Raw genomic sequence first — 26,623 nt, forward strand, 5'->3', positions numbered from 1 at the left:
CATGAACAAAATCATTGTTGCCGGCAGCTTGCATTACGACATTATGCTGGCGGCTCATCATCGCCCGGAAAAAGGCGAAACGGTGATGGGCAGCGGCTGCAGTTATAAATTTGGCGGTAAAGGTGGCAATCAAGCCGTTGCTGCTGCGCGTGCAGGCGTGCCGGTGAGTTTTATCGGTGCAGTTGGCGATGACGCTCAAGGTGAGTTCTTGCTGGCTGCGCTGCGTGAAGCAGGCGTAGATAGCACATCCGTCGCGATTCTAGCCGGGCAACCTTCTGGCATGAGCGTGGCGATCAGCGATGCGGAAGGCGATTACGGCGCGGTGGTGGTTTCCAATGCCAATCTGCACATTGATGCGGCGGCGGTAGGTGAAGAAGTATGGCGCGATGCGGGTTTGCTGGTGCTGCAAAATGAAGTGCCGCCGCGGGTGAATTTGCAACTGGCGCAACAGGCCAAACAGCGTGGCATCGCGGTGTGCATCAATGCGGCACCGGCGCGTGATATCGAACCTGAGCTGGCGGAATGCGTGCAACTGCTGATCGTTAATGCGGTTGAAGCGCGTGATATGTGCCAGATTGCAGTCAATGATTTGGCTTCGGCGTGTGAAGCGGCACAAGCATTGGCGCAGCGTTTCCCGCAGGTGATCGTCACTGCCGGTGAACACGGTTTGGCGCTGTGCGAGCAGGGCAGCAACGCGTTCAGCATCGCGGCGATCCCGGTCAAACTGGTGAGCACGCACGGCGCGGGCGACTGCTTTGTCGGCGTACTGAGTCAGTCGCTGCTGGCCGGTTGCAGGCTGGTTGAAGCAGCGAATAACGCCAATCAAGCTGCTGCTGCACATGTTTCTCGTCCACTTCCGGTGTAACCCTTTTCTCCGGCATTAAGATTTGCTTACTGCCGGAGATAAAATCGCTTAACTCCTTCTGTTTAATAAGAAATTCCTCTGCACTAAAACCCTTTTTTAGTGGTGGCTTTGTATCCGCCATGTTATTAACTCTGCATGCTGTTGTGAATTTCACTGCCTGCCGGAGATAACAATGAAGAAAAACCTGTCCTTCGCGTTACTGCTTTCACTGACCGCTTTTAGCCATGTGGCGCTGGCCGAACAAACGCTGCGTTTTGGCGTCGATCCTACGTTCCCACCGTTTGAATCTAAAGCCAGCGACGGCACCTTGCAGGGCTTTGATATCGATATTGGTAACGCGATTTGCGCGCAAGCCAAAGTGAAGTGTGAATGGGTGCAAATGGGCTTTGATAGCAGCATTCCGGCGCTGCAAGCCAAGAAGTTTGATGCGATTCTGTCGGCGATGTCGATGACCGAGAAACGTCGCGCGCAGGTGGCATTCAGCGACATGCTGTACAACACACCAAGTGCGCTGCTCACGCCAGCCAACAGTAAACTCACTGACGATCTCGCCACGCTGCACGGCAAAACCATCGGCGTCGCGCAGGGCACCATTCAGGAAACTTACGCGAAAACCAAATGGGCGACACACGGCGTGAATGTGGTGTCTTATGCCAATCAGATGGAAGTGTATCCGGATTTAGTGGCGGGTCGTTTGGACGCCAGCGTAGCGAATGCGGTATCGGCGGAACAGGGGTTCCTGCAATCGCCGGAAGGCAAAGGTTTTACTATCAAAGCGACCTTAGTGGATAAACAGATCTTCGGCGATGGTGTGGGAATTGCGCTGCGCAAAGACGATGAAGCCAATCTGAAATTGATTAACAGCGCGCTGGCGGAATTGCACAGCAACGGCACCTATGATCAACTGGCGAAAAAGTATTTTAAATTCAAAGTTTACCCGTAACTTCACGTTCCGCACCTGACTGCTCCCTCTCCCGCATGCGGGAGAGGGTTGGGGTGAGGGGAATTCATCAGGAATCATCATGCCAGCTCTACCGCACTACACCACGCAACGCGCGCGCTTCCTGGCCGCCGTCCACCGCCAGAATGGCGCATTAACCTCGTATCCGCATCCGTTACCTGGCCCGCAGGGCGAAGAACTGTTCACCGATGTCGCAGTGATCGGCGATACCAGCGCCGCAAAAATCATGCTGGTGATCTCTGGCACGCACGGCGTGGAAGGCTATTACGGCTCGGATTGCCAAATTGCCTGGCTGGATCTGTTCAACCTCACCGCGCTGCCAGAGGATACGGCGATTGTGCTGCTGCACTTGCTTAATCCGTGGGGCGCGGCGCATTTGCGGCGCGTCAATGAAGACAACATCGACCTGAATCGTAACTTCGTGGATTTCACGCAACCCACGCCGGCTAATCCTGATTACGCCGCCTGGCATGCGATCTATCACGGTGATCGGCAACAAGCCGACGATCTGTTAAGCGCAACGCTGAATAGCGCCGGTTGGCCAGCGGTAAAACGTGTGGTGGAAGCGGGACAATATGTCGCGGCGGATGGCTTCTTTTACGGCGGAAAGCAGCCAAGTTGGTCATATCAAACCTTGCAACGCATCATTGCCGATCACTTGTCGCAGGCGAAAAGCATCATCAGCTTTGATCTGCATACCGGCGCAGGCGCGTGGGGACATCCGATGTTGCTGTCGATTGCCGAGCAGCCGGTTGCGGCACACGACTGGGGCAAAGCCATTTACGCCGAATGGCTGACGTTATTGTTCACCGGCGCAGGACGCGATAGCGAAACCGGCGTAACCGCGACAGCCACCGGTTATGTGTCGCAGTTTCTGCTCACATCACTACCGAACACGCAACTGCTGCCGCTGGTGGTGGAGTGCGGCACTTATGCCGGTGAAGAGATGCATCGCCGGGTGCGCGAGGATCATTGGTTGCATCTGTATGGCGATCCGGCGAGTGAGGCGGGTCAGGCGATTAAGCAACAGTTGGTGGAAGGATTTTGGCCCGCCGACGCCGATTGGCGCGCCTTAGTGGCGTTTCGTACCCAGCAAATTTTCGTGCGCGGCTGGCGGGCATTATTAAATCTACAAGCGTCCGTAAAACGTCATGCGTGCGGTTTCTGACAGCGCAATACCCGGTTCGGTGTTGTAGGCCAGCACCGCCAACATCCGCGTGATATCGCCTTCAGTTGGCGTCACGCGATGCAACGAATTACGGCCACGAAACAGCACCAAATCTCCGGCATCAATCGCCAGCGCCTCTACCGGCTGGCGCTGATCCAGCACCGCTGCTACGCCAGCGAAATTCATCTCGCCCGCATCGGCGTTACGCAGATCCTTCACATACTGGAACACGCCCCCCGCGCGCGGTTTTTGCACCAGCAAAGTGATGGCAAAAGAGGAGTTATCGAAATGCCAGCCCAACTCCTGGCCATCCGGCGCGTAATGCAGATTGATCGAGGAGAGCGGGTCGGCGTAAGGATAAAGCGCCTCTTCACCGAGCACATCGCACAGGAAGCTTTTAAATAATTCGTCGTTGTAGAGCTGGCGCAGTGGGGAGTCAGCGGCAATCACATCATCGGTGATGCAACCTTTGGTGCTGATGACATCACGATTGCGCGGATGATCGGCATCGAACGCTTCATCCTTTTTCATCAGATAGACATTGTGTTTGCTGGCGGTGTGATACGCCAGATGGCGCTGTGCATCGCCTTCGCGAATAATCGCTTGCAGCGCGGCGGGCTGCAGGAATTGGCGCAACACCAACGCGCCGTGCTGATTCAGTTGCTCGCGGCAGGCGCGGCGCCAATCGGCGTCAGCCAAAGGATGCTGTTCGAAACGGATCAATGCAGACATGGCTACAGTTCTCATATTTTGCAGAGGTGTAATGACTGTAACTCGCTGATATGTTAGTGCGTAACGATAAATTTTTACCACCTTGCTAAGGAAACCTTAATGCCTGCGCCTTCCTCGCGTTTGCCAAAAATCAGCGTTATCCAGTCATTTAAAGTGGCGGCGGAGTTGGGGAGCCTGGCAAAAGCCGCTGCGCAGTTGGCGTTAACGCCCGCTGCGGTGAGCCAGCAGATTCGTCAGTTGGAGGAACAACTCGGCAGCGCGCTGTTTGTGCGCACGCAAAGCGGCGTGATGTTGACCGACATCGGCAAGGAGTATCTGCGCTATGTCACCGAAGCTTTCGACATTCTGCATCTTGGCCAGCAAAATCTGCGTCACGCCGCCGCGGCACCCAAACTAACGCTTTATTCGCTGCCCGCGTTGGCCTCCAAATGGCTGTTGCCCAACATTACGCAGTGGCGCGAGCGCTGCCCGGATATCGATTTATCGCTGCACGGCACGCACGCGCAGGTGGATTTTAATGCCGCACCCGCAGATTTTGTGGTGTGCTTCGGTGAAGATCGCTATCCGCAATTGGACAAGCAGTTGCTGTTTCGCGATGAGGTGCTGCCGGTAGCCAGCCCCGCGTTATTGCAGCGTTATGCCGGACAAACGGTGTTGCAACAAGCGCCGCTCATCCATCTCGATTGGGGCAATGAAGGGCGTTTTCTACCGGATTGGCGTAGTTGGTTTCAGGCCAAAGGTGTGGTCGAGCCGCCTGCACAGCCGTCGTTCAGTTTTAATCTCACCTCACTGGCGATTGACGCCGCGGTGGCAGGTGCCGGTTTGCTGCTGGGCCAGCGCCGTTTGATTGCGCATGAGTTGGCACGCGGTGATTTAGTGATGGTTGATGCGCTCAGCTTGCCGCTCAGCAAACCCTATTTTCTCGCCTGGCCGCAGCGTTCATTGAGCCAGCCTGGCAGCGAAGCGCTGATGAATTGGTTAAGCCAATTGTCGATGTAATATTGTCGTAAGGTCGCCATTTAGGGTGACCAAAACAGGAAAGGGAGTTCATCTGTGACATCAGACCTCAATATATGGCTCACCGCGTTGGTGGTGGGCTGCACCATCCTGCTGTGGGCCAGCGCCAAACTGCCCGAATATCTCACCGCATTATTGTTCTTCGCCGCCGCGATGCTGTTGCATCTCGCACCCGCCAGCACGGTATTTAGCGGTTTTGCCTCATCGGCTTTTTGGCTGGTGCTAAGCGGATTTGTGCTCGGCACAGCGATCCGCAAAGTCGGCCTGGCAAAACGCTGGGCCAACTATCTGGTGGTGCCATTTAGCCAAAGCTGGCCACGAATGATCGCCGGAACCGTGTTAATCAGCTATTTGCTGGCCTTTTTTATGCCGTCAAACATGGGACGCATTGCGCTGCTGATGCCGGTGGTGCTTGCGATGGGCGAAAGAGCCGGGATCAAAGCCGGCAGTCGCGGCAGCATTGGCTTGGCGCTGGCGGTGGGATTCGGCACCTTCCAACTCTCGGCCAGCATTTTACCGGCCAATGTGCCCAATTTGGTGTTGAGCGGTGCGGCGGAAAGCGCCTATCAACTGCATCTGCAATGGTTACCGTGGTGGTTGCTGCATATGCCAATAGTGGGCATCGGCAAAGGGCTGATATTGGTCGGCTGCTTGTTATGGCTGTTTCGCGCCCAAACCACGCCGGTACAACAGCGCGACACGTTAGCGCCGTTAAGTGCCAGTGAATGGCGCTTGATGGTCATATTGGCGGTGACGCTGCTGCTGTGGATGACCGACAGCCTGCACGGTTTATCCGCCGCCTGGGTAGGATTGGCGGCGGCCTGCATTTGTCTGCTGCCGCGCGTTGGTTTCTTGTCTGGCGAGGATTTTGCCAGCGGCGTGAACATCCGCACCTGCATCTACATTGGCGGAATTCTCGGCGTGGCAACGCTGGTAGTGGCGTCTGGTTTAGGTCGCATCATCGCCAACGCACTGCTTAACGTGTTGCCGTTGCAGCCGGAAGCCTCATTTGGCAATTTCGCGGTGCTCAATGCACTGGTATCGCTGCTGAATTTTGTTCTCACCGCCAACGGTGTACCGGCGATGGTAACGCCGATGGCGCAGGAACTGGCAAGCGCTTCCGGCTTCCCGCTGCTGACGGTGATTATGTTGCAGGTATTGGCTTACGCTACGCCGCTGCTGCCGTATCAGGCATCGCCGGTGGTGGTAGCGATGGGGCTGGGTAACGTGCCAGCCAAAGCGGGATTACAGTTGTGTGCAATGATTTTTGTCTTTAGCGCGCTGCTGTTGTTGCCACTGGATTATCTGTGGTTCCGACTGCTAGGCTATGTCTGAGATGCTTGCCTGATATGTCTGCCTGAGAACGCCTATGCCAGCCAATAACGATTGGGTTGATTTTCGTCGTGATGAAGATACCGGAATTGAAAGCGTCAACGCGCATTTTCGCGGTCACGCTTACGATCCGCACGATCATGATGAATTGCTGGTGGGCGTCACACAGCAAGGTCTTCAGCGCTTCAACTGTCATCGCTCGCTGCACACCAGCACGCCGGGCCGGGCGATCTTGATTGAGCCGGGCGCGGTGCACGATGGCCACGCGCCCGATGCTGAAGGCTTCACCTATGTGATGCTGTATCTGCCACAAACGTGGGTGGCGGAGATGATGCAGCGTCGCGGTTTGGGCGATGTGTCGAATATTGAAGGTGCGTTCCGCCACACGCTCACCGATGACGCGCTGCTCGCCAGCGCTATCCAACAAGCCTGGTTTGCGGTGCATCAAGGCGAAGGGCGGTTGGCACGCGATCAAAGCCTCGATCATCTGTTAACCATGCTCTCCCGCCATCTGGATACCAAACCCAGCGTGCAGCACAGTGAAGCGATGCGCCAGATGCAGCTGCTGCGTGACTATCTGCATGATTTTATGGCGCAGGATATTGGGTTGGATGAACTCTCACGCCTTTCCGGCATCGACCGTTTTCGCTTAACTCGCCAGTTCAAACAGGCGTTCGGCCAATCACCGCATGCTTATTTAGTGCGTTTGCGCCTGCGCAGCGCGCGCGCGTTATTGGCGCAAGGCATCGAGCCGGTCAACGTAGCCGCGCAGGTGGGATTTGCCGATCAAAGCCATCTGGGCCGCTGGTTCCAGCGCGCCTATCGCATGACGCCCGCCACTTATCAACGTCAGTGCACAAACGTTCTATACCCGCAGGTACCGGCTCTTAGATGATGAGGTTTTCGTTGTCATCGGAGAGTTGTTACAGATGTTTGATACCAAAATCGCCCTGATCGTACGCGATGATTTAGCCACCTGGCAGCGCCTGAATGTGGTGGCGTTTCTTGCCACCGGCATTGCCTCTGCTGCGCCGGAGATGATGGGTGAACCATACGTGGATGCGAAAGAGCGGCAGTACGGCAATATGGCGGGTCAACCGATGCTGGTGTTCGCCGGTGATTTGACTGGCTTGCAGCGCGCGCATCGTCAGGGATTGGAACGCGAGCTAACCTTGATTCCTTACGTGGAAGCGATGTTTTCCACGGGCCACGACGCGGCGAACCGCGAAGTGTTTAAAGCCGAAGATGCCGATAATTTGAATCTGGTCGGCATCGCGCTGCGCGGGCCGAAGAAAGCGGTAGATAAGGCGATTAAGGGGTTGGCGTTGCATAGTTAGGGTGGGTGCGCGCTGTCCCTCACCCTAACCCTCTCCCGCAAGCGGGAGAGGGAATAATTAGGTGGAGTGATTGATTAACATCATCGCTCGGTCGGCCCCCTCTCCCGCTTGCGGGAGAGGGCTGGGGTGAGGGCCACATCGCACCGATCCGCCGCCGCTAACAACAGATCCTCCCGCCCACGTAGCGCCAGCAGTTCCAATCCAATTGGCAAACCTTCATCGCTCAACCCGGCTGGAATGCTGATCGCGGGCATCCCCGTCACCGCTGAAATCAACGCGTTGCTGCCTTCCTGCATCTCGCCGTGCTTCACTGGCGCGTGGCGCACCACGGGATAAGCCAGCAAATCAATCTGCTGCGCACTGAAGAACGCGGTTAATTGCTCAAGCAACGCGCGCTGGCGCTCAAGCACTGCTTGATAGGCTTCCGAATCTGTGCCCGGATGTTGGGCGCGAGCGCTAAAAATCGCCTCCAGCTGCGGATGAAAGCGCTTTGACGCCACAATTTCCGCCAGCGTATGGCATTCCGCCGCCGGTTTATCTGCCAGATACGCCGCCAATGCTTCAGCGAATTCATAGCCGATAATGTTGGCCTCCGTCGCCAGCGAGGCCAGCTCAGGAAAACTCACCTCACGCGGCGCAAACTGACTTAGCGCAGCGCGCACCGCTTGATTGATTTCATCCTCATTGGCAGCAAATCCTTCTTGCCAAATGCCGATGCGCAGCGGTTGGTCATACGCTTCAAAGCGTTGTCCGCTTAACACTTCGGTTGCCAGGCGCAAGTCAGCTGCTGAACGTGCCAGCGGGCCGGGAATATCCTGCGTTGGCGAAAGCGGCACAATGCCATTAATGTTGATTGCGCCACGCGTCATACGCAAACCAAACAAGCCATTAAATGCTGCCGGAATGCGCACGGAACCGGCAGTATCGCTGCCGATCGCCAGCGGCACATATCCGGCAGCGACGGCCACCGCGGAACCGCTGCTCGAGCCGCCTGGAGAGCGCCCTTCCAGCCACGCGTTATGGGTAAAGCCGCTTAACGATGATGCGCCAGTAATACCCGCCGCCAGTTCATGCATCGCGGTTTTGCCAATCAGAATCGCGCCTGCATCACGCAGCTTGGTCACCAGCGGCGCATCTTCCTCGGCAATCACCTCACGCAGCAGCACTGAACCGGCGCTGGTCGGCCAACCTTTGACCTGAATATTGTCTTTAATCAGCAGCGGAATGCCTTCCAGCGGACCAATCCTCTCACCGCGCTGGCGACGTGCATCGCTGGCGTCCGCCGCCGCTAGCGCCTCATCGGCAAATAACCAGGTCATGGCGTTGTAACGCGGTTGATCCACGTCAGCAATGCGCTGTAAGGCAAAAGTGGTTAGCTGACGCGCGCTCACCGCGCCTTGTTGTAATGCCTGCTGTAATGCGTCAAGCGACGCGCCGAGATAATCGGTGTACTGCATTGGGTTAAACCTCCAGCGGAATCCATTGTCCGTCATGGGAAACGTGTCCGCATGAGCTGCCAGCAAAATGTGTGCTGAACCAGATGGCCTGATGTTGCTGACACCAGTCTACAACGCGTTGGCGGGAATGGATGGCAAGCGGTTGATCAACGCAAAACAGCGAGTTCCACGCAGGGTATTGAAACTGGATCTCATTGTGTATCACATCACCGGCAAAAATGGCCGATTCGCCGCCACTTTCCAGCACAATAGAAGCATGATCGCTGCAATGACCGGGCGTGGACATATAGCGCAGCGCACCGGCAAACAGCGGGGAATCCTGTACGTTGATGGTGTCCAGCTGCCCGGCTTCAATCAACGGTAAAATACTGTCGAGGTAGAGTTCCTGCGCCGCAGGATCGTTCTGGCAGCGCGCCAATTCCAGCGCCGAGCAGACATAGCGCGCATTGGGAAACATCGGTTGCCATTGGCCGTCACGTTGGGTGGTGTTCCAGCCAACGTGATCGGTATGAATGTGTGTCATCAGTACCAGTGTCACTGCGGCAGGATCGACGCCTGCCGCAGCGAGGTTTTCGGCATAGGCGGTGTTGAGCTGGTGAAACAGCGGCTTGTTGGCACGATTGCGTCCATTTCCGGTCGCGGTATCAATGATGATGGTGTGTTCCGCGTTGCGCAGCACCCAACTATGAATCGACATTTCGGCTGTTTGTTGCGCCAATTCTTCGCTCATCTCCGCGCGATGTGGCGTAAAAAGCACGCCCATCGGGAAGGGCGCGATTTGTTCACACACTTTCGTTATCTGCCAATCGCCAACACCAATCGTCATGCTGTATTCCTCAAGGGTTATCGTGATGTGGTCTCACTATACTGACGGCATCACGATTTTGTTAGCCCATCAATACGCGCCCTGATTCACCAAGGCACCACACGTCCTAAATAATCCAGATAATGAATACCGCCTTTGCCTGCCTGCGCTTGCATGGTATTCAGTAAATTCGGGATGCTCTCCTCGATGGTTAATCGCGCCTCTGGCCCGCCCATATCGGTGCGTACCCAGCCTGGCGCCATCAGCAATAACGTGCGTTGACCAGCATTACGCGCCGCAAAACTGCGCATGAACATATTCAGTGCCGCTTTGCTGCCGCGATACACCTCGTAATTGCCATTGGTGTTATTGGTCAAACTGCCTTGCCCGGAAGACATCACCGCAATGGTGCCGGTGGCGGTGACCTGATCTTTGAAGGTTTCAATCACGCGCAGCGGGCTGAGCGCATTGGTAACCATCACACGGGTAAATTCCTCGGTTGAAACATCGGCGATGGTTTCAGCGTCGTCATTTTTCACACCCGCATTAACGAACAGCATTTCGAACTGGCGATCGGTCAATCGTGTATGCAGCGCTTTGACCTGTTCAGGTTGATTGATATCCACGCATTCCACGCTGAGTTGCTGCGGGTAACGCTGTGCCAGCTGTTGCAGATTGTCGGTCGAATTTTCACGTCCGGTTGCTACCACCTGAAAACCGCGTTGCAGCATGGTTTCCGCCAGGGCAAATCCCAGGCCACGTGAGGCGCCAATCAGTAATACGCGCATTGGTGTTGTCATGTTCACTTCCTCTCTTTAAGTGGTGAGAACAGTGTAGCGTGGCGCGAGAGCAGGCGGAACGCGCAGTACCTGCATTGATAACCTGCACCAAACGCCTTGTGCTAATTGGGTGAATAAGTAAGGATAACCACCATGAATGATGCCGACCTGAACTTACTGATTGCGCTGGATGCGTTGCTGATTGAAGGCAGCGTAATCGGTGCTGCGCGTCGCCTGGGATTGAGCGAATCAGCGATGAGCCGCACGTTGGGACGTTTACGCGCCACCACGGGCGACGCGTTATTGGTGCGCGCGGGACGTCACATGGTGTTAACGCCGTATGCCGAAGCGATACGTGAACGCACCCATCACACGGTCACGGAGGCGCGCGCAGTATTAAGTCCGGCAGCACAAACGCTGGATTTACAACAATTGGAACGCTGCTTCACCTTGCGCACCAATGAAGGATTTGTTGAAACTTTTGGCAGCGCGCTGATCGCTGCCGTGGCCGCGCAAGCGCCTAAATCATGGTTATGTTTTGTGCCAAAGCCGGAGAAAAGCGCGCGCGATTTACGTGAAGGCAATATCGATGTGGAAATTGGCGTGCTGGGCAATATGGGGCCGGAGATCCGCTTGCAGGCGCTGTTTCGTGACCGTTTTGTTGGCGTAGTGCGTACTGGACATCCCTTAACCGCACATTGCGATATTCAGCAGTTTGCGGCCTTTGGCCAGATTGTGGCTTCGCGTTGCGGTGAATTGGGCGGCCCGATTCATGACGCGCTGCAACAGGCGGGTTACACGCGCAAAATTGCGGCGCTGGTTCCGGCATTCTCCAGCGCCGTGGCGCTGGTGCAGGATACGGATTTCATTGCCTTAGTACCGCATTCGCTGTTCCTCCATCATCCGCTGATCAAAAACAGCGCCTCGCTAGCGATGATTGAACTCCCATTCGCTACACCAGAAATGACTGTGTCGCAATTGTGGCATCCGCGTTTGGAAAATGACGCGGCGCATCGTTGGCTGCGCAGTGTGGTAAAGCAGGTCTGTAACAGCAAATAGCGCCTACAATCAGATAATTGTCATGAATAAAGGCGATATTGCCTGATTGCCGGTTGAGCTGAGGATGGATGATGAGTGAATTAGATTACGACCCGCTGTTATCGCGCCTGATTCTGGCGGAGAAAGTCGCCCGTGCAGGCGGCGCTAAAGCGCTGGAGTATTTCCATCAGCGCGACACTTTAGTGGTGGAAACCAAATACGATTTGCAGGATGTGGTATCACGCGCTGACCGCGAAGTGGAACAGATGATCGACCAGCAAATTCGCGCGCAATTTGCCGACGATGGTTTTCTCGGCGAAGAGTATGGTTTGCAAGATGGCACATCGGGTTACACATGGGTGGTTGATCCGATTGATGGCACCAGCCCATTCCTCAACGGCATGCCGAACTGGTGTGTTTCCGTCGCCGTGCTGCATGATGGCGTGCCGGTGATTGGCGTGATCTTCGCGCCGACCTACCAAGAGTGTTACGTGGCGGCGATTGGGCAAGGCGCGACACTGAATGGACAGCGTTTGCAGGTGGATGCAACGCGCACGCTGCAAAACCATGTCACCGGTTTCGGTGCCAATAGCCATGTTAGCCCGGCAGAAGTCGGCAGAATTCTTGCGACGCTGCTGGAATCCGGTGGCAACTTTATCCGCATTGGTTCAGGTGCATTGATGCTGGCGTGGGTCGCGGCGGGGCGCGTGGTCGGTTATTACGAACCTTGCATGCATGCGTGGGATTGTCTGGCGGGTTATTGTCTGGTGAAAGAAGCGGGCGGTTGGTATCACCCGTTCAATACCGAAGGCGAGCGATTGCTGCAAGGGGCGAAGGTGTTAGCGGTTGCGCCCGGTGCGGAGGCCGATTTGAAACGTATTGCCGGAATATAATGTCGTTTGCCTTGCGGTCACCATAAATGGTGACCGTTTTCGAAATCAGAGCAATATAAACTCGCGATATCCCGACCAAATCACGTAAACCGCGAAATAGACGAAAATAATCGCCGACGCCAAATAAGAATATTTCAGTAAACGCTTGCCGAGCAATTTACCGCCCATACTGCCGACGAGACACAGCACGCAGGTCCATACCACACCAGCAATAAAGAATCCGCCAAGGAACGAGGATGTCGCCGCGGTGCTGCCGTGTCCCATGCGTGAAATTAACGCGCCGCCGACGCTGGCAAACCACAAAATGGCGGTCGGCGATGACATCGCTAACATCACGCCACGACTAAATTCGCGTAGCAACGAACGATACGGCTGCTGTTCGCTGTCCGGCAAAGTGGCCTGTTGCTTCAACGCCGCATACAGCATTTTGCCGGCAAACCACAGCAGCAAAATGCCGCCGCCAATCCACAATGCCCAACGCACCGCGGTGAATTGCAACACAATCGCCATACCGGCCAGCGCCAGCACGGCGTAAATCAAATCACCAATGCAGGTGCCAATTCCCAGCCAGAAACCATGAAAATAGCCGCGCTGCATCGCCAGCGTAATCATGGCGATGTTGGCAAGGCCGATATCGAGGCATAACGACAAACTCAGCAGAAAACCATTTGAAAACTGCAACATAGCAACGCCAACGTCCCTGATCCGATTAGAGAGCGTTATTAAAACATGTTGCGCATTGATTCGCACTCGCTGCCCGCTAGAGTCACACGCGCAATTATGTTTAGATGCACAGATACGAAATCTGCTGACCGAACGCCATGAATCTTCGAGAAAATATTGTTAACCAGTTCAACGCGCTGTCACCTGAATTGCAACGCGCCGCCGAGTTTTCCCTGCAAAACAGCAATCAGCTGGTGGTGCAATCGATGCGCGGCTTTGCTGCGGAAGCGGGGGTGAAACCGGCCACCTTGTTACGGCTGGCCCAGCGTCTCGGCTTTGAAGGTTGGAACGAACTAAAAGATGCGTTTATTGATGATCTCGGATTGCGCAGTGATACATATGGATCAAAAGCCGAGAAGCTGATCGCCAAAGGCCCGCAATCTGAGCTGTATCAGGAAGTATTTGCCGCGCATCAAACCAATCTGGCTTTCACGCAAAATGAGAACCAAGCGGCTATGGAGCAGGCTGTCACGCTGTTAGATGCCGCAGATAACGTCTATATCTGCGGCTTTCGCGCCAGCTTTCCCATCGCCTGGTCGCTGTTTTACGTTTACCGCCTGTTCAATCGTCAGGTCTCTTTGATTGATGGTTTAGCCAGCAATATCGAAGTTTTCACCCGCGAACTCAGTGCCAAAGATTGTGTGCTGCTAACCAGTTTTGCGCCGTATTCGCGCGAATCGCTGGATGTGCTGCATGCCGCCAAACAGGCGGGCGCGCAGATCATTACCATCACCGATTCACCTGTTTCGCCGTTGGCGCAAGCCGCCGATTGTACGCTGCTTTTCTCCACCGACAGCCCCTCATTCTTCCCTTCAGTGGTTTCCGGCATGGGCATCGCCGAATGCTTAATGGCGATGTTAGTGGCGCGACATGGGCGCGATGCAGTCAATAAAATCGAAAATGCAGAACGCTATTTGATTGATTCGGGTGCTTACGTGGTGCCGGGCAAAAGCTGGAAATGATTCATCTGTTTCCATCATAAGAAAATACAATGCATTTGAATCATTATTGCGTTGACGTGATTCAAATGAATCCTGCACTATGACGTCATTAATTGATGAGCGAGCATTTTCAGGAGCTGTATTTTCATGAGTCACATCATTCACCGTAGCCTGCGCAGCACGCCTGCTGTGGCGGTGGGCGCAGCAGGCGCTTACATCACCGATGCACAGGGTAAACAATATCTGGATGCCTGCGGTGGCGCGGCGGTTTCGTGTTTAGGTCATGCACATCCTGATGTGCTCGCGGCGATGCATCGCCAAATCGATCAACTGGCGTATGCCCACACCAGTTTCTTCACCAGTGACACGGTTGAACAACTGGCGGAGCAATTAGCCCGCACCGCGCCTGGCGATCTCAATTATGCCTATTTTGTTTCCGGTGGCTCAGAAGCGGTAGAAACCGCGCTGAAACTGGCGCGTCAATATTTCGTGGAAATCGGTCAGCCTGCGCGCACCAAATTCATTGCGCGCAAACAGAGCTATCACGGCAACACCTTGGGTGCGCTGGCGGTTGGCGGTAATGAGTGGCGTCGTCGTCAATTTGCCCCATTGCTGATCGATGTGATTCGCGTCTCGGCCTGTAATGAATATCGCGATCGGCGCGCCGACGAGAGCCAACAGCAATATACCCAACGTCTATTGAATGAACTTGAGCAGGCGATCATCGATGCAGGCCCGGAAACCATTATCGGTTTCTGTGCCGAAACGGTGGTCGGTGCTACTACCGGTGCAACGCCGCCGACGCCGGGATATCTGCAAGGCGTGCGCCGTATTTGCGATCAATACGGCATCTTGTATATCGCTGATGAAGTGATGTGCGGCATGGGACGTACCGGCACTTTGTATGCGTTTGAGCAAGATGAGGTAGTGCCGGACCTGGTCACCATCGCCAAAGGTTTGGGCGGTGGTTATCAACCGATTGGTGCGGTGCTCGCCAGTGAGAAAATTGTCACAGCGCTGCAAGCTGGGAGCGGTTTGTTCCAACACGGTCATACTTACATTTGTCACGCCACCGCAGCAGCAGCAGCCTTAGCGGTACAGCAGGTGATTGAGCGCGACAATCTACTCGATGCAGTAAAACAGCAGGGCGCTTATCTGCAAAAGAGGCTGCGCGAGGTGCTCGGCGAGCTGCCGCACGTGGGTGATACGCGTGGACGCGGATTGTTTGCTGGCGTTGAGTTGGTGCAGGACAAAGCCAGCAAAACGCCGTTTGATCCTGCATTGAAACTGCATGCAGCGATCAAAGCCAACTGTATGACACGCGGTTTACTGGTTTATCCGATGGGCGGCACAATTGACGGCCAATATGGCGACCACATTCTGATCGCACCACCCTTTATTGTCACCACAGAGCAACTCGATTTTATCGTTGATACGCTGCATCAAGTGATCAGCGAAGAGACCAGCAAACTGGCGGAGCGCGTATGATCAATCGCTTACCGCCGTTGCCGCTATCGGCCTGGGACGACCAACAGCGCCCGCTTGCCGAAGAGATCATTAACGGCCCGCGCGGCGCATTGCTGCCGCCGTTTGAACCCTTGTTGCGCAGCCCAGAATTAATGGCGCATGCACAACGCATGGGCGAATATCTGCGTTATCGCAGTTCAATTGGCCAGCGCTTATCTGAACTGGCGATTTTGATGACGGCGCGGCATTGGTCGCAGCCGGTGGAGTGGGCGATTCATGCACCCATCGCGCGTGATAAAGGTATTTCCGCGGCGGCGGTGCAGGCGATTAATGAAAACTGCTTGCCGGACGATCTGCTGGACGATGAATGGGTGGTTTATCATTTTTGCCAGCAATTACATCAACAGAAAAAAGTCAGCGATGAGATCTGGCAACAAGCCATTGCCCTGTGGGGCGAAAAAGGCGTGGTCGATCTGATTGGCATTAACGGTTATTACAGTTTTCTCTCTATGATCATGAACGGTGCACAGACGCCGGTACCCGACACCCAGGATTATATTATTCCTGAGTAACTGCCCGATGTGCGAATAGAGCGTTATTTCTATTCGTACAGCAATACCACTTTAATATTGCTATCGCTGGCCGATCTTATTCTGCTGCGCGATCTTCTTTGCATACTGTTTCACTGACACTGAGGATTATTATGTCTACATTTTTTACCAAATTAAAAGTGACGCTGGCGTTAGTGGCCTGTTCAGCGAGTTTTATCGCTACGGCACAGGATAAAATTGTGGTTGGGGTTGATACTGCGTTCGTGCCGTTTGAATTTAAGCAGGGCGATAAATATGTCGGCTTTGATATTGATTTATGGGATGCCATCGCCCAGAAAATGCATGTCAGCTATGAATTACGCCCGATGGATTTTGGCGGCTTAATTCCTGGCCTGCAATCACGTAATCTGGATGTGGCAATGGCGGGAATTACCATTACCGATGCGCGTAAGCAAGTGGTGGATTTCAGTGACGGTTATTACGACGCCGACTTATTGATGGCGGTAAAAAGCAGCGACAATGGCATCAGAAAATTTAGCGATTTAGCCGGTAAGCGGGTTGGATTAAAACAAGGCACCGCTGCTGCCAGCTTTATGAAAAGCCAATATAAAGCCAATTACGTCGAGTTCCCGAATATTGATAACGCTTATCTGGATCTGCAAGCAGGCAATCTCGATGCGGTGGTGCATGACTCGCCAAATGTGTTGTATTACGTCAAAACGGCTGGCGGAGGAAAGGTGAAATCGACCGGCGAAACCGACAGCATTCTGCCGCAGCAGTACGGTTTTGCGATGCAGAAAAACAGCAACTGGACGCCGAAAGTCAACGCGGCATTGCAAGCGTTGCGCGCCGATGGCACTTACAATCGCATCTACGTTAAGTGGTTCGACAAACAACCTAAATAATCGGTTATGGCCGGAGATATCCGGCCTTATTTCGCCACAACGGATCGTATTATGAATTTCGAAACCAAATATATTTGGGAATCTCTGCCGCTGTTATTGCAAGGATTGCAGTTAACGCTGATTATTTCGCTCTCAGGCTTGTTAGGTGGCTTTATTATTGGCCTGTTTGCTGGCACCTGTCGCGCTTTGGGTGGACGCATTAGTAAAACATTATCACTGGTATTTGTTGAGGTGATTCGCGGCACGCCGATTATGGTGCAAGTGATGTTTATTTACTTTGCCTTGCCGATGGTGATGCCGATTCGTATTGATCCGGTTACCGCCGCAATTGTAACCATTATTATCAACTCCGGTGCTTATATCGCCGAGATAACACGCGGTGCGATCTTATCAATTAATAAGGGCTTTAAAGAAGCCAGCCTGGCAATGGGGTTATCGCAGCGTAGTACCTTGTTATATGTGATTATGCCGTTGGCATTACGCCGCATGATTCCAGCGTTGGGTAATCAATGGATAATTAGCATTAAAGATACCTCACTGTTTATTGTGATTGGCGTTGCGGAATTAACCCGTCAAGGACAGGAGATCATTGCCGGTAATTTCCGTGCGTTAGAAGTGTGGAGTGCGGTAGCGATGATTTATCTGTTAGTCACCTTATGTCTTAGCTTCCTGCTCAAACAGTTGGAAAAAAGGATGCATATTTTATGAGCATGGTTGAATTTAGCGGCGTGGCAAAAAGTTTCGGTAGTACGCAGGTGCTGCACGATATCAATTTGAAGATTGAAGCCGGTGAAGTGGTGGTGATCATTGGGCCATCGGGTTCGGGCAAATCAACCTTGCTGCGCTGTATCAACAAACTGGAAGAGATTTCCTCCGGGACGCTGCAGGTGGCTGGCATGCACATCACCGATCCGCACGCAAATGAGTGCGATATCCGCCGCGAAGCGGGCATGGTGTTCCAGCAATTTCATCTATTCCCGCACTTAACCGCGCTGGAGAATGTGATGTTTGGCCCGATTCGCGTGCGTAAGCTCAGCAAGGCGGCGGCGCGTGAGCAAGCCATGCTGCTGCTGGAGCGGGTTGGTTTACGCGAGCGCGCCAACCATTATCCGTCTGAACTTTCTGGTGGTCAGCAGCAGCGCGTTGCTATCGCGCGCGCACTGGCGGTCAAACCCAAAATGATGCTGTTTGATGAGCCAACTTCGGCGCTCGATCCTGAATTGCGTCATGAAGTGCTAAAGGTGATGCGCTCGCTAGCAGAAGAGGGCATGACGATGGTGATCGTCACCCATGAAATCGGCTTTGCGCGTGATGTCGCTTCACGTTTGATCTTTATTGACGGTGGAACCATTGCCGAAGATGGCGCACCTGATAAGCTGCTCACCGCCAGCAGCAATCCGCGACTGAAAGAATTTTTGCAACACGTATCCTGATCAGAAATGAAGACTCTCTCTATGAAAAAAATCACCCTTAGCGGTTCAGCCTTCGAAGTCGGTCAGCAACTCGGCGAATTTGGCCGCGCCGCCTGGCATAACAAACTGACAAAAATCGCGCTGTGGCAAACCGTCATCGCCATGAAAGATGCGCCCCAAACGCTGGCGATGCGCGCGGCAGTGCAAACGCAGTTTCCGCTGATCTGGCAGGAGTTTGAAGGCATGGCGGCGGGCTTGCACGCGCCGATAGATGAGGTGTTTGCGTGGAACTGTCGCGGCGATCTGGTGCGCTCAACCTCGGACGGTTGCACCACGGTAGCTGGCGTAAGCGCCAACGGTGAGCGAGTGATTGCCCATAACGAAGACGGTTTCCCGCAGTTGCGCGAGGATTGTGCGCTGGTCAGCATCACGCCAACTGACGGTTTGGCCTTCACCAGCTTTGCTTATCCTGGCTCGATTTGCGGTCATACTTTTGCGGTGAATGAAAAAGGGCTGGTCAACACCGTTAACAATATTCGTGCTGTCGAACGTCCAGCTGGCATGCCGCGCCAGATTTTGGCGCGCGCCGCGTTGAATGCGCATACACTGGATGAAGCCATTGGCATTCTCACTGCCGCGTCGCGCGCAGGCGCGTTTCATCACACTTTAGGACAGCTCGGCGATTCTCGCGTATTCAGTGTCGAAGCCACAGGAACCGGCTGTTCGGTGCTGCCACTTGCAGCCGTTTTTGGTCACGCTAACCATTTGATACATCAGCAACTTGCTCCGCTGGAACAAGTGGTGACGGCAAGTTCTGGCTCGCGTCAGGCGCGGTTGCAAGATTGGCAGCGAACGCAGGCGCAACTGAATGCAGAGGATGCGCTGAAGATTCTGTCGGATCAGCATAATGCTGAATTACCAATCTACCGTCTGTCACCGCACGATCCCGATGAAGAGAACACGCTGGCAACAGCGATTTTTGTGCTCAGCAACCTGCAAGTCAGCGCGCAAATATTCACTGAAAATCGTGACGTTGCCGCATTGAAGCTGACGGTATAGCGCTTTTTTCCTAACAAATCTGCAACATTGTGAGCCCGATCACCTTGCTCGGGCCCCATTCAATTCAATCCCACTATAGTCGTTAAGCGGCCCGCATCTGTGGCGGCCATTCCGATAATAAATCCAATTTTTCAGTGATGTTTTGCTTAGAAAATTCCGATTATGGTGAGGTAGATCTATGAATAAGCACAATAAATCCGCTTATGGCGGTTTGGCATCGCGTTTATCCGTGGCATTATCGCTAGCTGTTTTTACTTTAGCGGGGAGTGCAATGGCAAACGCAGCGCAACACACCAATCAGACAGCTTTAGTGGGCACATGGACCAGCATCCCGGATGCGCCGTTGGTGCAAAATCCCGGTCATCCCAGCGAAGGTTTATACCGTCTGAAGGTCAATCACGACGGCAGCCTGACGCAGCTTGATTTCATCAAAATGAAAAGCCCATCGTGGATTGTGAAATCGCACGATGGGCATTTTGCTTACACCACTAATGAAGAAAATGCCGGTGCGGTCACTGCGTTGGCGATTGATAACAGTGGTAAAGTCCGCGTAATCAATGCCGTGGACAGCCATGGCCAACAGCCTACGCACGCGACTATTAGCCCGGACGGCAAATTCCTGTTTGTTGCCAACTATTCGGTGGCCAAAGGTGGCGCCAGCGTAGCGGTGTTCCCGATCCGTCATGACGGATCGCTGGGCGAACAGGTGCAGAATTTCCCGTTTGCCAGCGGAACGGGCGCGGTTAAAGATCGTCAGGATGGCGGCCATGCGCATTCGACCACCTTCACCCATGATGGCAAATATCTGTACGCGGCGGATCTCGGCGGCGACAAGTTGCATGCTTTTGCTTATCACGCCGGTAAAACTCAGCCATTAGTGGCCGATACCGCGCGTGATGTCAGCTTTACGCCAGGTTCTGGTCCGCGCCACATGCTGTTCTCGCCAGACGGCAAACATGCTTATGTCACCACCGAAATGGCCGGTGAAGTGGTGGTGTTTGCGGTGAAAGACGATCGTCTGGAGCCGCAAGCCAAAGTGAAGTTGAACACGGAAAACAGCAGCACCGAATTCAAAAGTGCCGGTGGCATAATCTTGAGCCCGAACGGCAAATATGTGATTGCCGCCAATCGTGGATCGGATAACAGTTTAGTGGTGTTCAAAATCGGCGCGGATGGCATGCTAATCGAACCGAAACGCTACAAAGCCGATGGTATTGAACCGCGCGCCTTCTCCTTTGATAACAGCGGCAAATATCTTTACGTTGCCAACGTGTTCACCAACAACATCACCCTGTTCCATTTCGATGCGCAAAGCGGCGCGCTGCAAGCAGCGGGTGAAGTGGCGAAGATGCCGAATCCTACCGATATCAAATTCTTTAACTGACTTTTGATGAAGGTGCGCATTAATGCGCACCTTTAATTCGTGCCAACTCTCACGGTCACCATAAATGGCGACCACATCACAAAAACGTGGCTAAAGCTACCCGTCTCAATGCCGATAACTCTCAGGAATAGTACACAACGAGGATTATTTTCATGCTAAACGGGATTGGCAGCAGCGTACTAAGAAATCTTATTGCGTCGAATGCGGTGGTCACGCCGTCGATCAACAACAAAAATGCGCAAAGTGCCTTAACGGCGGAAGCGTCAACCAAAGTGACGTTCAGTGAGGCCAGCGACGAAATCGCGGCGATCTATAAAATCGAACCGGCTAAGGTACAAAGTTCGGGCGATATCAGCAGCAAGCTACAAGCACAACTCAACGGCGCGGCTAATTCAGGCGGCGTGGCAATGAACGGCCTCGGCAGCACCTTGTTGAGTAATTTGGTCAGTCAGCGCGGCGATGTGACTTTGAGTGTCCCGGCGAGCGCAGCGGTTAGCGGCGCGCAAAGCAGCAGCCAAAGCGCATTGGCAATGACCATCACCACGCAATCTGGCGTGCAGGTCAGTTTGCAGATGACGCGTCAGCAAGACGGCATGGTGGTCGAGTTGAAAACCAGCGGCGGTCAGTTGAGTAATGACGAGGCGATGGCGATCGGCCAGTTATCCGCCGGTTTGCAAAAGACACTAGATGGTCTCGATGGCAGCAGCACCAAGCTCGATATCAGCGATTTAATGAAGTTTGGTAGTTCGCAATTGAAAAGCGTCGATTTGAAGACCGATCTGCGTAATGGCGACAAGGTGACACAATCACTGAATCTGCATGCGGATGATCAGGAACGTTGGCTCGGTTTCCATAATGGTGATGTCAGTATCAAGCTGGATACCGATGTGTCGAAACTGACCCAAGCGGGTAGCGCAGCACAGCAGCAAGCGGCGTTGGATCAGTGGAGCAGCAAGTTCGATCAGGCAGCGGCGCGCGGTCACGGCAATCGTGACATGCTGGATTTGTTTAAAGACAGCTTCCGCGCGCTCAATACCACCGACGGTAAAGCCAGCGAAAGCATTAATACCCAGCGCGTGAAGTCGATTGACGCTAATGCAGCGAAGAATGGTGCCATCAGCGGCTTGGCGGATTTCTCGGCTTCGTATCAGCAGACGCCGGTTTCCGGTAATCCGTACAAGCCGGAAGAGGAAGATACCTTCTCGCTCAACGTGGCGCAGAAAACCACTTCGCAGCAGCATGGCGACACGCAGGAGCTCAGCCAACAAACGCTGTTTAAACTCAAAGCCAGTTTCCATACCGCGCTGGATTCCGCTTCAGCGGCGAAGCTCACTGAGCAGAAATCCTCGCAAAACTACAAATATCATGTAATCGATGATGAAGAACGCAGCCAAACGGCGGTGACGCAGAATAAGAAAGGCGAACTGACGGCACACTATTCGCAGCAATTAACGCAGAACGAAACGGTGCAAACCTATCAGCTGGCGAAATTGGTGGATAGCGTGCAGATTCCGCATAGCGCGAAAAATGAATCCACGCGCAGTTTTGCCGCGGCGCTGTTTGACCCAGAAGTTAATAATTAAAATTTAAGCGCCGCTACTCAATCTCGCACGATCTGTAGCGGCGCGATTTATCGCGTTGTTTTGACTTTCTCGCCCCGACGCAACATTGCGCAATAAATTGCGCCGCTACGCAATGTGCGGGTATCGGCATTAATAACTATATGCGTAATTTAAAATTGAATTGCGTTATTTGATCTTAAGAATTACTCGCCGCATTTATATACGCATTAATTCCCCGCAGCGCCGCCGCCAGCCTATTGTTGTGCTTCAATAAATCCATAGCTTAATAATAGAAACCCATTGCAAGATATAGCATAACCTCGCTATTTACTTGTTTTAATCGCACTGATTATCATCGCGCTCAATGTGTTATTCATTTTAGGGTTCGCAGTACTTTTATTGCGGACTGACTCTTTACTGCGTCGTAAAAGTGGTATCCGCGATGACTCAGATCAGTGACTTTATTATTGACCATGCCGCTGTTTTAGATAGCGATGCCGCAGCGATTACCGCTGCGCGCCAAATTGCCGAACAGGCGAAAAAGGGTGCGCTAGAGCGCGATCAGCAGCGCCTTTACCCTATCGATTTCCTTAACCAATTCACTGCATCCGGCTTGGGCAGTATCAGCGTGCCGCGTGAGTTTGGCGGGGCGGGATTGTCGTTCCAAACCCTGGCAGAGGTTTTTCGGCTGATCTCCGCCAGCGATCCCTCGCTGGGACAAATTCCCCAAAATCACTTCGGCTTAATTCAGTTCATCCTCGGTGAAGGCACACCCCAGCAACAGCAACAGCTGTTGCGTGCGGTGGTCGGCGGGCAGCGTCTCGGCAATGGTGGTCCAGAGAAAAACACCAAACACACGCGTGATGTGCAGGCACAGCTGGTGACGACGTCACACGGCCTGCAACTCAATGGCGAGAAGTTTTATTCCACTGGCGCGTTGTTCTCCGACATTCTGGCCACCACCGCCATGCAGGATCAGCAACCGATGATGGCGTTTGTGCCGCTGCCCGCCAGCGGCGTGGAGATTGTGGATGATTGGTCGGGTATTGGCCAACGGACCACCGCCAGCGGCACGGTAAAACTGCAACAGGTGGCGATTGATCCGGCACTATTAATTCCGCTGCCTGGCGCTGATAAGCCGACGCTGCGCGGTGCGGTTTCTCAGCTGATTCAGGCGGCGATTGATGCCGGTATTGCGCAGGGAGCGCTGGATGACGCACTGGAATTTGTGCGCAGCAGTTCGCGTCCATGGGTCGATGCCAATGTCAGTCGCAACGCTGACGATCCCTACATCCTAGCCGATGTCGGGCGCATCAGCACCGAGCTTAGCGCCGCCAATGCGCTGTTGGTGCGAGCGGCAAAAGTGCTGGACCGTATCGACTTGCAATCGTTGACTGCCGAAAGCTGCGCCAGGGCATCGATTGCGGTGGCCGAAGCCAAAGTGCTCACCACTGAAGTCGCCCTACGCGCCAGTGAGAAGTTGCTCGAATGGGGCGGCAGTCGCGCAACGTTATTGCGCCATGGGCTTGATCGCCACTGGCGCAATGCACGAACCCATACGTTGCACGACCCGGTGCGTTGGAAGACGCACGCCATCGGCAACTATTACCTCAACGACGCGCTGCCTGCGCGTCATGCGTGGATTTAAGGAGCGAACATGACGCAGGTATCACCCAAGCAGCGGGCTTTGCGCATTAACAGTGCTCAGCAAGCCTTACAGCTGGCGCAAGAATTGGCGACACGTTTTCAAACTGGCTCCGCGCAGCGCGATCGCCAGCGTGAGTTGCCGCACCTTGAACTTCAGCAACTGTTTCAATCCGGACTCGGTGCCATCACCGTGCCGCGAGCTTTCGGCGGGATTGAGATTTCCACCGCCGCATTGGCCGAGATTTTCGTGATATTGAGTGCCGCGGATGGCTCGATTGGTCAGGTGCCGCAAAACCACTTTTACGCGTTAGAAGTGTTGCGAATTAACGGAAGCGAGGCACAAAAACAGCGTTTGTATGCCGAAGTGTTAGCCGGTGTTCATCATGGCAATGCCTTGGCGGAGTTCAGTTCAGCGGCGGCACATCAACGTTCAACCTCAGTGTCGCACCAGGCGCAAGGCTTACGTCTCAACGGCAACAAGTTCTACTGCACCGGCGCACTGTATGCCGATCGCATTCCAACGTTAGCGATTACCGATGACGGCAAAGAACAACTGGTGTTTGTACCGCGTCAGCAATCCGGCGTCGTCGTCATCGACGACTGGAGCGGCTTTGGACAACGCACCACCGGCAGCGGCAGCGTGCAATTTCATGATGTGGCGATTGCCGCGGAGGATGTCGTGCCATTCCAGACGGCATTCGAGCGCCCAACCACTGTGGGCCCGTTTGCGCAAATCATGCATGCCGCCATTGATCAAGGCATCGCACGTGCGGCGTTTAACGACATGCTGGATTTCCTGCGTCAGCGAGCGCGTCCGTGGCCAGACAGCGGCGTGGATCGTGCCACAGACGATCCGTTAACACTGGATCGCACCGGGCGTTTGGCGGCACGACTGAGTGCGGGCGATGCCTTGCTGGCGCTAGCAGGTGATGCTGTTGATGCTGCGCAGCGCGATTCCAGTGCAGAAAAGGTGGCGCTGGCCTCGATTGAAGTGGCTAAGGCACGGGCCTGGACCACCGAGGTGTCACTGGAAGCCAGCAATCTGCTGTTTGAACTCGGCGGTTCACGTTCCAGCCTGCGTGAACACAATCTTGATCGCCATTGGCGCAATGCGCGTACCCATACGTTGCACGATCCGGTGCGCTGGAAATATCCGGCGATTGGCAACTATCTGCTAAATGGCGTACTGCCGCCTCGTCGGGGAACGATATGAGCCAAAAACAGATTCTGCTCAACGCGTTCAATATGAATTGTGTTGGGCATATTCATCACGGTATGTGGACGCATCCGCAGGATCGTTCGGTGGATTTTAACTCGCTGGATTACTGGCTGGATCTGGCGCGTTTGCTGGAGCGCGGGCTGTTTGATGGCTTGTTTATCGCCGATATTCTTGGCGTGTATGACGTCTATCAGCACAGCATCGGCTTAACGGCTAAAGAGTCGATCCAGTTGCCGGTTAACGACCCCTTGATGCTGATTTCTGGCATGGCGAGCGTTACGCAGCATCTCGGTTTTGGCGTCACGGCCAATCTGAGTTATGAAGCGCCTTATCCCTTCGCGCGTCGCTTTTCAACGCTTGACCATCTTACTAAAGGCCGCATTGGCTGGAATATTGTCACCGGTTATCTCGACAGCGCCGCGCGCGCCATGGGTCAGCAGCAGTTGCTGGCTCACGATCGTCGTTACGATCAGGCCGATGAATTTCTTGATGTGGCTTATCAGCTGTGGGAAGGCAGTTGGCAGGATGATGCGCTGAAGCAGGACAAAGTGAATCGGGTATACGCCGATGCCGATAAAATTCGGCAAATCAATCATCAAGGCGAATTCTATCAAGTGCAGGGCTATCACCTGAGTAGTCCTTCGCCGCAGCGCACGCCGTTGCTGTTTCAGGCGGGATCCTCGGCGCGCGGCGTGCAGTTCGCCGGACGTCATGCTGAGTGCAGCTTTGTGAATGCCGCTTCGCCAGCGGCAATGCGCGAGCAATCATCCCGCTTACGTCATGCGGCGGTAGCGGCCGGCCGCCATCCAGACGATCTGCGCATTTTTATGGGCGTGAGTGTGATTGTGGCTCCGACAGAACGTGAGGCGCAGGAAAAACAGCGCAGCTATCTCGAATACGCCAGCCCGGAAGCGGGCATCGCGCACTTCTCCAGTTCGATTGGCTTGGATTTGGCGGCCTTCGAACTGGATGAGCCAATTCAAACTGGCGACACGCGCGCCATTGAATCGGTGAGCAAAGCCTTCAGCGGCTGGACGCGACGTCGCTTGCTGGAGCAACACGCCATGGGTAGCCGTTATCCGCTGATTGTTGGCAATCCTAACCAGGTCGCGGATGCGCTGATTACGTGGATCGATGAGGGTGATATCGACGGTTTTAACCTGACACGCATCCTTAATCCGCAGAGTTACCGCGATTTCATCGATTTAGTGGTGCCAGAACTGCAACAGCGCGGGCGCTTCAAAACCGCATATCAGCCCGGTTCGCTACGGCATAAAATCTTTCAACAACATGACCGTTTGCCCGATCGCCATCCGGCGGCGCGCTGGCGTGACACTTTTAACCTTCGCTAATTTAACCTCAGGGATCT

General features: G+C 54.2%; 26 protein-coding genes. 21 read left to right on the plus strand and 5 right to left on the minus strand.

Annotated elements, in window-relative coordinates:
- Window position 1: 1 nt before the first annotated feature.
- The 3 genes from ABDW13_RS03530 to ABDW13_RS03540 all read left to right on the plus strand — a co-directional run bounded on the left by ABDW13_RS03530 (window position 2) and on the right by ABDW13_RS03540 (window position 2,994).
- Entirely contained in the window at window positions 2-865 is an 864-nt protein-coding gene (locus tag ABDW13_RS03530; protein ID WP_343551028.1) for a PfkB family carbohydrate kinase, read from the plus strand.
- Window positions 866-1,037: 172 nt separating this feature from the next.
- Window positions 1,038-1,808, plus strand: a complete 771-nt coding sequence (locus ABDW13_RS03535; RefSeq protein WP_343551029.1) for an ABC transporter substrate-binding protein — start codon at window positions 1,038-1,040, stop codon at window positions 1,806-1,808.
- Between the two features lie 79 nt (window positions 1,809-1,887).
- Window positions 1,888-2,994, plus strand: a complete 1,107-nt coding sequence (locus ABDW13_RS03540) for a DUF2817 domain-containing protein (protein WP_343551030.1) — start codon at window positions 1,888-1,890, stop codon at window positions 2,992-2,994.
- Here ABDW13_RS03540 and ABDW13_RS03545 read toward each other — a convergent pair.
- Window positions 2,956-3,726, minus strand: coding sequence for a 2OG-Fe(II) oxygenase (locus ABDW13_RS03545; RefSeq protein WP_343551031.1), 771 nt, complete (start codon window positions 3,724-3,726; stop codon window positions 2,956-2,958). The genes ABDW13_RS03540 and ABDW13_RS03545 overlap by 39 nt on opposite strands.
- Window positions 3,727-3,825: 99 nt before the next feature.
- On the opposite strand from ABDW13_RS03545, the gene ABDW13_RS03550 reads away from it, so the two are divergent.
- From ABDW13_RS03550 to ABDW13_RS03565, 4 genes are read left to right on the plus strand one after another with little or no spacing between them, the layout of a single operon-like run.
- Window positions 3,826-4,725: a LysR substrate-binding domain-containing protein gene (locus tag ABDW13_RS03550; protein ID WP_343551032.1), complete on the plus strand. Its 900-nt coding sequence runs from the start codon at window positions 3,826-3,828 to the stop codon at window positions 4,723-4,725.
- Window positions 4,726-4,779: 54 nt separating this feature from the next.
- Window positions 4,780-6,078 (plus strand): SLC13 family permease, encoded by a 1,299-nt coding sequence (locus ABDW13_RS03555; RefSeq protein WP_343551033.1) that lies wholly within the window; start codon window positions 4,780-4,782, stop codon window positions 6,076-6,078.
- A 34-nt stretch (window positions 6,079-6,112) separates the two neighbouring features.
- Window positions 6,113-6,970 carry an AraC family transcriptional regulator gene (locus tag ABDW13_RS03560; protein ID WP_343551034.1) on the plus strand — a complete coding sequence of 286 codons (858 nt, stop codon included), beginning with the start codon at window positions 6,113-6,115 and terminating at the stop codon, window positions 6,968-6,970.
- Between the two features lie 34 nt (window positions 6,971-7,004).
- On the plus strand, window positions 7,005-7,412 hold the full coding sequence (locus ABDW13_RS03565) for a DUF2000 family protein (protein ID WP_343551035.1): 408 nt from the start codon (window positions 7,005-7,007) through the stop codon (window positions 7,410-7,412).
- A gap of 80 nt (window positions 7,413-7,492) precedes the next feature.
- Here the strand turns inward: ABDW13_RS03565 and ABDW13_RS03570 are convergent, their stop codons facing one another.
- The 3 genes from ABDW13_RS03570 to ABDW13_RS03580 form a co-directional block, all read right to left on the minus strand.
- Window positions 7,493-8,869, minus strand: a complete 1,377-nt coding sequence (locus tag ABDW13_RS03570; RefSeq protein WP_343551036.1) for an amidase — start codon at window positions 8,867-8,869, stop codon at window positions 7,493-7,495.
- Window positions 8,870-8,873: 4 nt separating this feature from the next.
- Window positions 8,874-9,695, minus strand: coding sequence for an MBL fold metallo-hydrolase (locus tag ABDW13_RS03575; protein WP_343551037.1), 822 nt, complete (start codon window positions 9,693-9,695; stop codon window positions 8,874-8,876).
- 86 nt (window positions 9,696-9,781) lie between these two features.
- Window positions 9,782-10,474: an SDR family NAD(P)-dependent oxidoreductase gene (locus ABDW13_RS03580; protein WP_343551038.1), complete on the minus strand. Its 693-nt coding sequence runs from the start codon at window positions 10,472-10,474 to the stop codon at window positions 9,782-9,784.
- Window positions 10,475-10,606: 132 nt separating this feature from the next.
- Here ABDW13_RS03580 and ABDW13_RS03585 point away from each other — a divergent pair, with 132 nt between their 5' ends.
- Window positions 10,607-11,512, plus strand: a complete 906-nt coding sequence (locus tag ABDW13_RS03585; RefSeq protein ID WP_343551039.1) for a LysR family transcriptional regulator — start codon at window positions 10,607-10,609, stop codon at window positions 11,510-11,512.
- Between the two features lie 71 nt (window positions 11,513-11,583).
- Complete coding sequence (locus ABDW13_RS03590; protein ID WP_343551040.1) at window positions 11,584-12,384, plus strand: inositol monophosphatase family protein; 801 nt, start codon at window positions 11,584-11,586, stop codon at window positions 12,382-12,384.
- Window positions 12,385-12,429: 45 nt separating this feature from the next.
- Here the strand turns inward: ABDW13_RS03590 and ABDW13_RS03595 are convergent, their stop codons facing one another.
- Window positions 12,430-13,068: a LysE family transporter gene (locus ABDW13_RS03595; protein WP_343551041.1), complete on the minus strand. Its 639-nt coding sequence runs from the start codon at window positions 13,066-13,068 to the stop codon at window positions 12,430-12,432.
- A 137-nt stretch (window positions 13,069-13,205) separates the two neighbouring features.
- On the opposite strand from ABDW13_RS03595, the gene ABDW13_RS03600 reads away from it, so the two are divergent.
- From ABDW13_RS03600 to ABDW13_RS03655, 12 genes are all read left to right on the plus strand, one after another.
- Window positions 13,206-14,069, plus strand: coding sequence for a MurR/RpiR family transcriptional regulator (locus tag ABDW13_RS03600; protein WP_343551042.1), 864 nt, complete (start codon window positions 13,206-13,208; stop codon window positions 14,067-14,069).
- Window positions 14,070-14,195: 126 nt separating this feature from the next.
- Window positions 14,196-15,536: an aspartate aminotransferase family protein gene (locus ABDW13_RS03605; protein ID WP_343551043.1), complete on the plus strand. Its 1,341-nt coding sequence runs from the start codon at window positions 14,196-14,198 to the stop codon at window positions 15,534-15,536.
- Window positions 15,533-16,087: a carboxymuconolactone decarboxylase family protein gene (locus ABDW13_RS03610; protein ID WP_343551044.1), complete on the plus strand. Its 555-nt coding sequence runs from the start codon at window positions 15,533-15,535 to the stop codon at window positions 16,085-16,087. The genes ABDW13_RS03605 and ABDW13_RS03610 overlap by 4 nt, the downstream gene beginning before the upstream one ends.
- Window positions 16,088-16,218: 131 nt before the next feature.
- The gene (gene glnH / locus ABDW13_RS03615; protein WP_343551045.1) at window positions 16,219-16,971 is read left to right on the plus strand and encodes a glutamine ABC transporter substrate-binding protein GlnH; all 753 of its coding nucleotides are present in this window, start codon (window positions 16,219-16,221) and stop codon (window positions 16,969-16,971) included.
- Window positions 16,972-17,022: 51 nt separating this feature from the next.
- On the plus strand, window positions 17,023-17,679 hold the full coding sequence (gene glnP / locus ABDW13_RS03620) for a glutamine ABC transporter permease GlnP (RefSeq protein ID WP_343551046.1): 657 nt from the start codon (window positions 17,023-17,025) through the stop codon (window positions 17,677-17,679).
- Window positions 17,680-17,681: 2 nt separating this feature from the next.
- Window positions 17,682-18,404 (plus strand): glutamine ABC transporter ATP-binding protein GlnQ, encoded by a 723-nt coding sequence (gene glnQ / locus ABDW13_RS03625; protein WP_343551209.1) that lies wholly within the window; start codon window positions 17,682-17,684, stop codon window positions 18,402-18,404.
- Between the two features lie 21 nt (window positions 18,405-18,425).
- Window positions 18,426-19,442 carry a C45 family peptidase gene (locus ABDW13_RS03630; RefSeq protein ID WP_343551047.1) on the plus strand — a complete coding sequence of 339 codons (1,017 nt, stop codon included), beginning with the start codon at window positions 18,426-18,428 and terminating at the stop codon, window positions 19,440-19,442.
- Between the two features lie 271 nt (window positions 19,443-19,713).
- Complete coding sequence (locus tag ABDW13_RS03635) at window positions 19,714-20,826, plus strand: lactonase family protein (RefSeq protein ID WP_343551048.1); 1,113 nt, start codon at window positions 19,714-19,716, stop codon at window positions 20,824-20,826.
- A gap of 152 nt (window positions 20,827-20,978) precedes the next feature.
- Window positions 20,979-22,409: a hypothetical protein gene (locus ABDW13_RS03640; RefSeq protein ID WP_343551049.1), complete on the plus strand. Its 1,431-nt coding sequence runs from the start codon at window positions 20,979-20,981 to the stop codon at window positions 22,407-22,409.
- 421 nt (window positions 22,410-22,830) lie between these two features.
- Window positions 22,831-24,036 carry an SfnB family sulfur acquisition oxidoreductase gene (locus ABDW13_RS03645; protein WP_343551050.1) on the plus strand — a complete coding sequence of 402 codons (1,206 nt, stop codon included), beginning with the start codon at window positions 22,831-22,833 and terminating at the stop codon, window positions 24,034-24,036.
- A gap of 9 nt (window positions 24,037-24,045) precedes the next feature.
- Window positions 24,046-25,248: an SfnB family sulfur acquisition oxidoreductase gene (locus tag ABDW13_RS03650; protein ID WP_343551051.1), complete on the plus strand. Its 1,203-nt coding sequence runs from the start codon at window positions 24,046-24,048 to the stop codon at window positions 25,246-25,248.
- Window positions 25,245-26,606 carry an LLM class flavin-dependent oxidoreductase gene (locus ABDW13_RS03655; RefSeq protein ID WP_343551052.1) on the plus strand — a complete coding sequence of 454 codons (1,362 nt, stop codon included), beginning with the start codon at window positions 25,245-25,247 and terminating at the stop codon, window positions 26,604-26,606. The genes ABDW13_RS03650 and ABDW13_RS03655 overlap by 4 nt, the downstream gene beginning before the upstream one ends.
- Window positions 26,607-26,623: the final 17 nt, after the last annotated feature.

Origin of the sequence: Pantoea sp. (assembly GCF_039594315.1) — a bacterium.
Lineage (GTDB): Bacteria > Pseudomonadota > Gammaproteobacteria > Enterobacterales > Enterobacteriaceae > Pantoea.

What these genes read in the sequence shown, in the direction of transcription:
- ABDW13_RS03530 (WP_343551028.1), top strand. Translation starts at nt 2, where the DNA reads ATGAACAAAATCATTGTTGCCGGCAGCTTGCATTACGACATTATGCTG.
- ABDW13_RS03535 (WP_343551029.1), top strand. Translation starts at nt 1,038, where the DNA reads ATGAAGAAAAACCTGTCCTTCGCGTTACTGCTTTCACTGACCGCTTTT.
- ABDW13_RS03540 (WP_343551030.1), top strand. Translation starts at nt 1,888, where the DNA reads ATGCCAGCTCTACCGCACTACACCACGCAACGCGCGCGCTTCCTGGCC.
- ABDW13_RS03545 (WP_343551031.1), bottom strand. Translation starts at nt 3,726, where the DNA reads ATGTCTGCATTGATCCGTTTCGAACAGCATCCTTTGGCTGACGCCGAT.
- ABDW13_RS03550 (WP_343551032.1), top strand. Translation starts at nt 3,826, where the DNA reads ATGCCTGCGCCTTCCTCGCGTTTGCCAAAAATCAGCGTTATCCAGTCA.
- ABDW13_RS03560 (WP_343551034.1), top strand. Translation starts at nt 6,113, where the DNA reads ATGCCAGCCAATAACGATTGGGTTGATTTTCGTCGTGATGAAGATACC.
- ABDW13_RS03565 (WP_343551035.1), top strand. Translation starts at nt 7,005, where the DNA reads ATGTTTGATACCAAAATCGCCCTGATCGTACGCGATGATTTAGCCACC.
- ABDW13_RS03570 (WP_343551036.1), bottom strand. Translation starts at nt 8,869, where the DNA reads ATGCAGTACACCGATTATCTCGGCGCGTCGCTTGACGCATTACAGCAG.
- ABDW13_RS03575 (WP_343551037.1), bottom strand. Translation starts at nt 9,695, where the DNA reads ATGACGATTGGTGTTGGCGATTGGCAGATAACGAAAGTGTGTGAACAA.
- ABDW13_RS03580 (WP_343551038.1), bottom strand. Translation starts at nt 10,474, where the DNA reads ATGACAACACCAATGCGCGTATTACTGATTGGCGCCTCACGTGGCCTG.
- ABDW13_RS03585 (WP_343551039.1), top strand. Translation starts at nt 10,607, where the DNA reads ATGAATGATGCCGACCTGAACTTACTGATTGCGCTGGATGCGTTGCTG.
- ABDW13_RS03590 (WP_343551040.1), top strand. Translation starts at nt 11,584, where the DNA reads ATGAGTGAATTAGATTACGACCCGCTGTTATCGCGCCTGATTCTGGCG.
- ABDW13_RS03595 (WP_343551041.1), bottom strand. Translation starts at nt 13,068, where the DNA reads ATGTTGCAGTTTTCAAATGGTTTTCTGCTGAGTTTGTCGTTATGCCTC.
- ABDW13_RS03600 (WP_343551042.1), top strand. Translation starts at nt 13,206, where the DNA reads ATGAATCTTCGAGAAAATATTGTTAACCAGTTCAACGCGCTGTCACCT.
- ABDW13_RS03605 (WP_343551043.1), top strand. Translation starts at nt 14,196, where the DNA reads ATGAGTCACATCATTCACCGTAGCCTGCGCAGCACGCCTGCTGTGGCG.
- ABDW13_RS03610 (WP_343551044.1), top strand. Translation starts at nt 15,533, where the DNA reads ATGATCAATCGCTTACCGCCGTTGCCGCTATCGGCCTGGGACGACCAA.
- glnH (WP_343551045.1), top strand. Translation starts at nt 16,219, where the DNA reads ATGTCTACATTTTTTACCAAATTAAAAGTGACGCTGGCGTTAGTGGCC.
- glnP (WP_343551046.1), top strand. Translation starts at nt 17,023, where the DNA reads ATGAATTTCGAAACCAAATATATTTGGGAATCTCTGCCGCTGTTATTG.
- glnQ (WP_343551209.1), top strand. Translation starts at nt 17,682, where the DNA reads ATGGTTGAATTTAGCGGCGTGGCAAAAAGTTTCGGTAGTACGCAGGTG.
- ABDW13_RS03630 (WP_343551047.1), top strand. Translation starts at nt 18,426, where the DNA reads ATGAAAAAAATCACCCTTAGCGGTTCAGCCTTCGAAGTCGGTCAGCAA.
- ABDW13_RS03635 (WP_343551048.1), top strand. Translation starts at nt 19,714, where the DNA reads ATGGCAAACGCAGCGCAACACACCAATCAGACAGCTTTAGTGGGCACA.
- ABDW13_RS03640 (WP_343551049.1), top strand. Translation starts at nt 20,979, where the DNA reads ATGCTAAACGGGATTGGCAGCAGCGTACTAAGAAATCTTATTGCGTCG.
- ABDW13_RS03645 (WP_343551050.1), top strand. Translation starts at nt 22,831, where the DNA reads ATGACTCAGATCAGTGACTTTATTATTGACCATGCCGCTGTTTTAGAT.
- ABDW13_RS03650 (WP_343551051.1), top strand. Translation starts at nt 24,046, where the DNA reads ATGACGCAGGTATCACCCAAGCAGCGGGCTTTGCGCATTAACAGTGCT.
- ABDW13_RS03655 (WP_343551052.1), top strand. Translation starts at nt 25,245, where the DNA reads ATGAGCCAAAAACAGATTCTGCTCAACGCGTTCAATATGAATTGTGTT.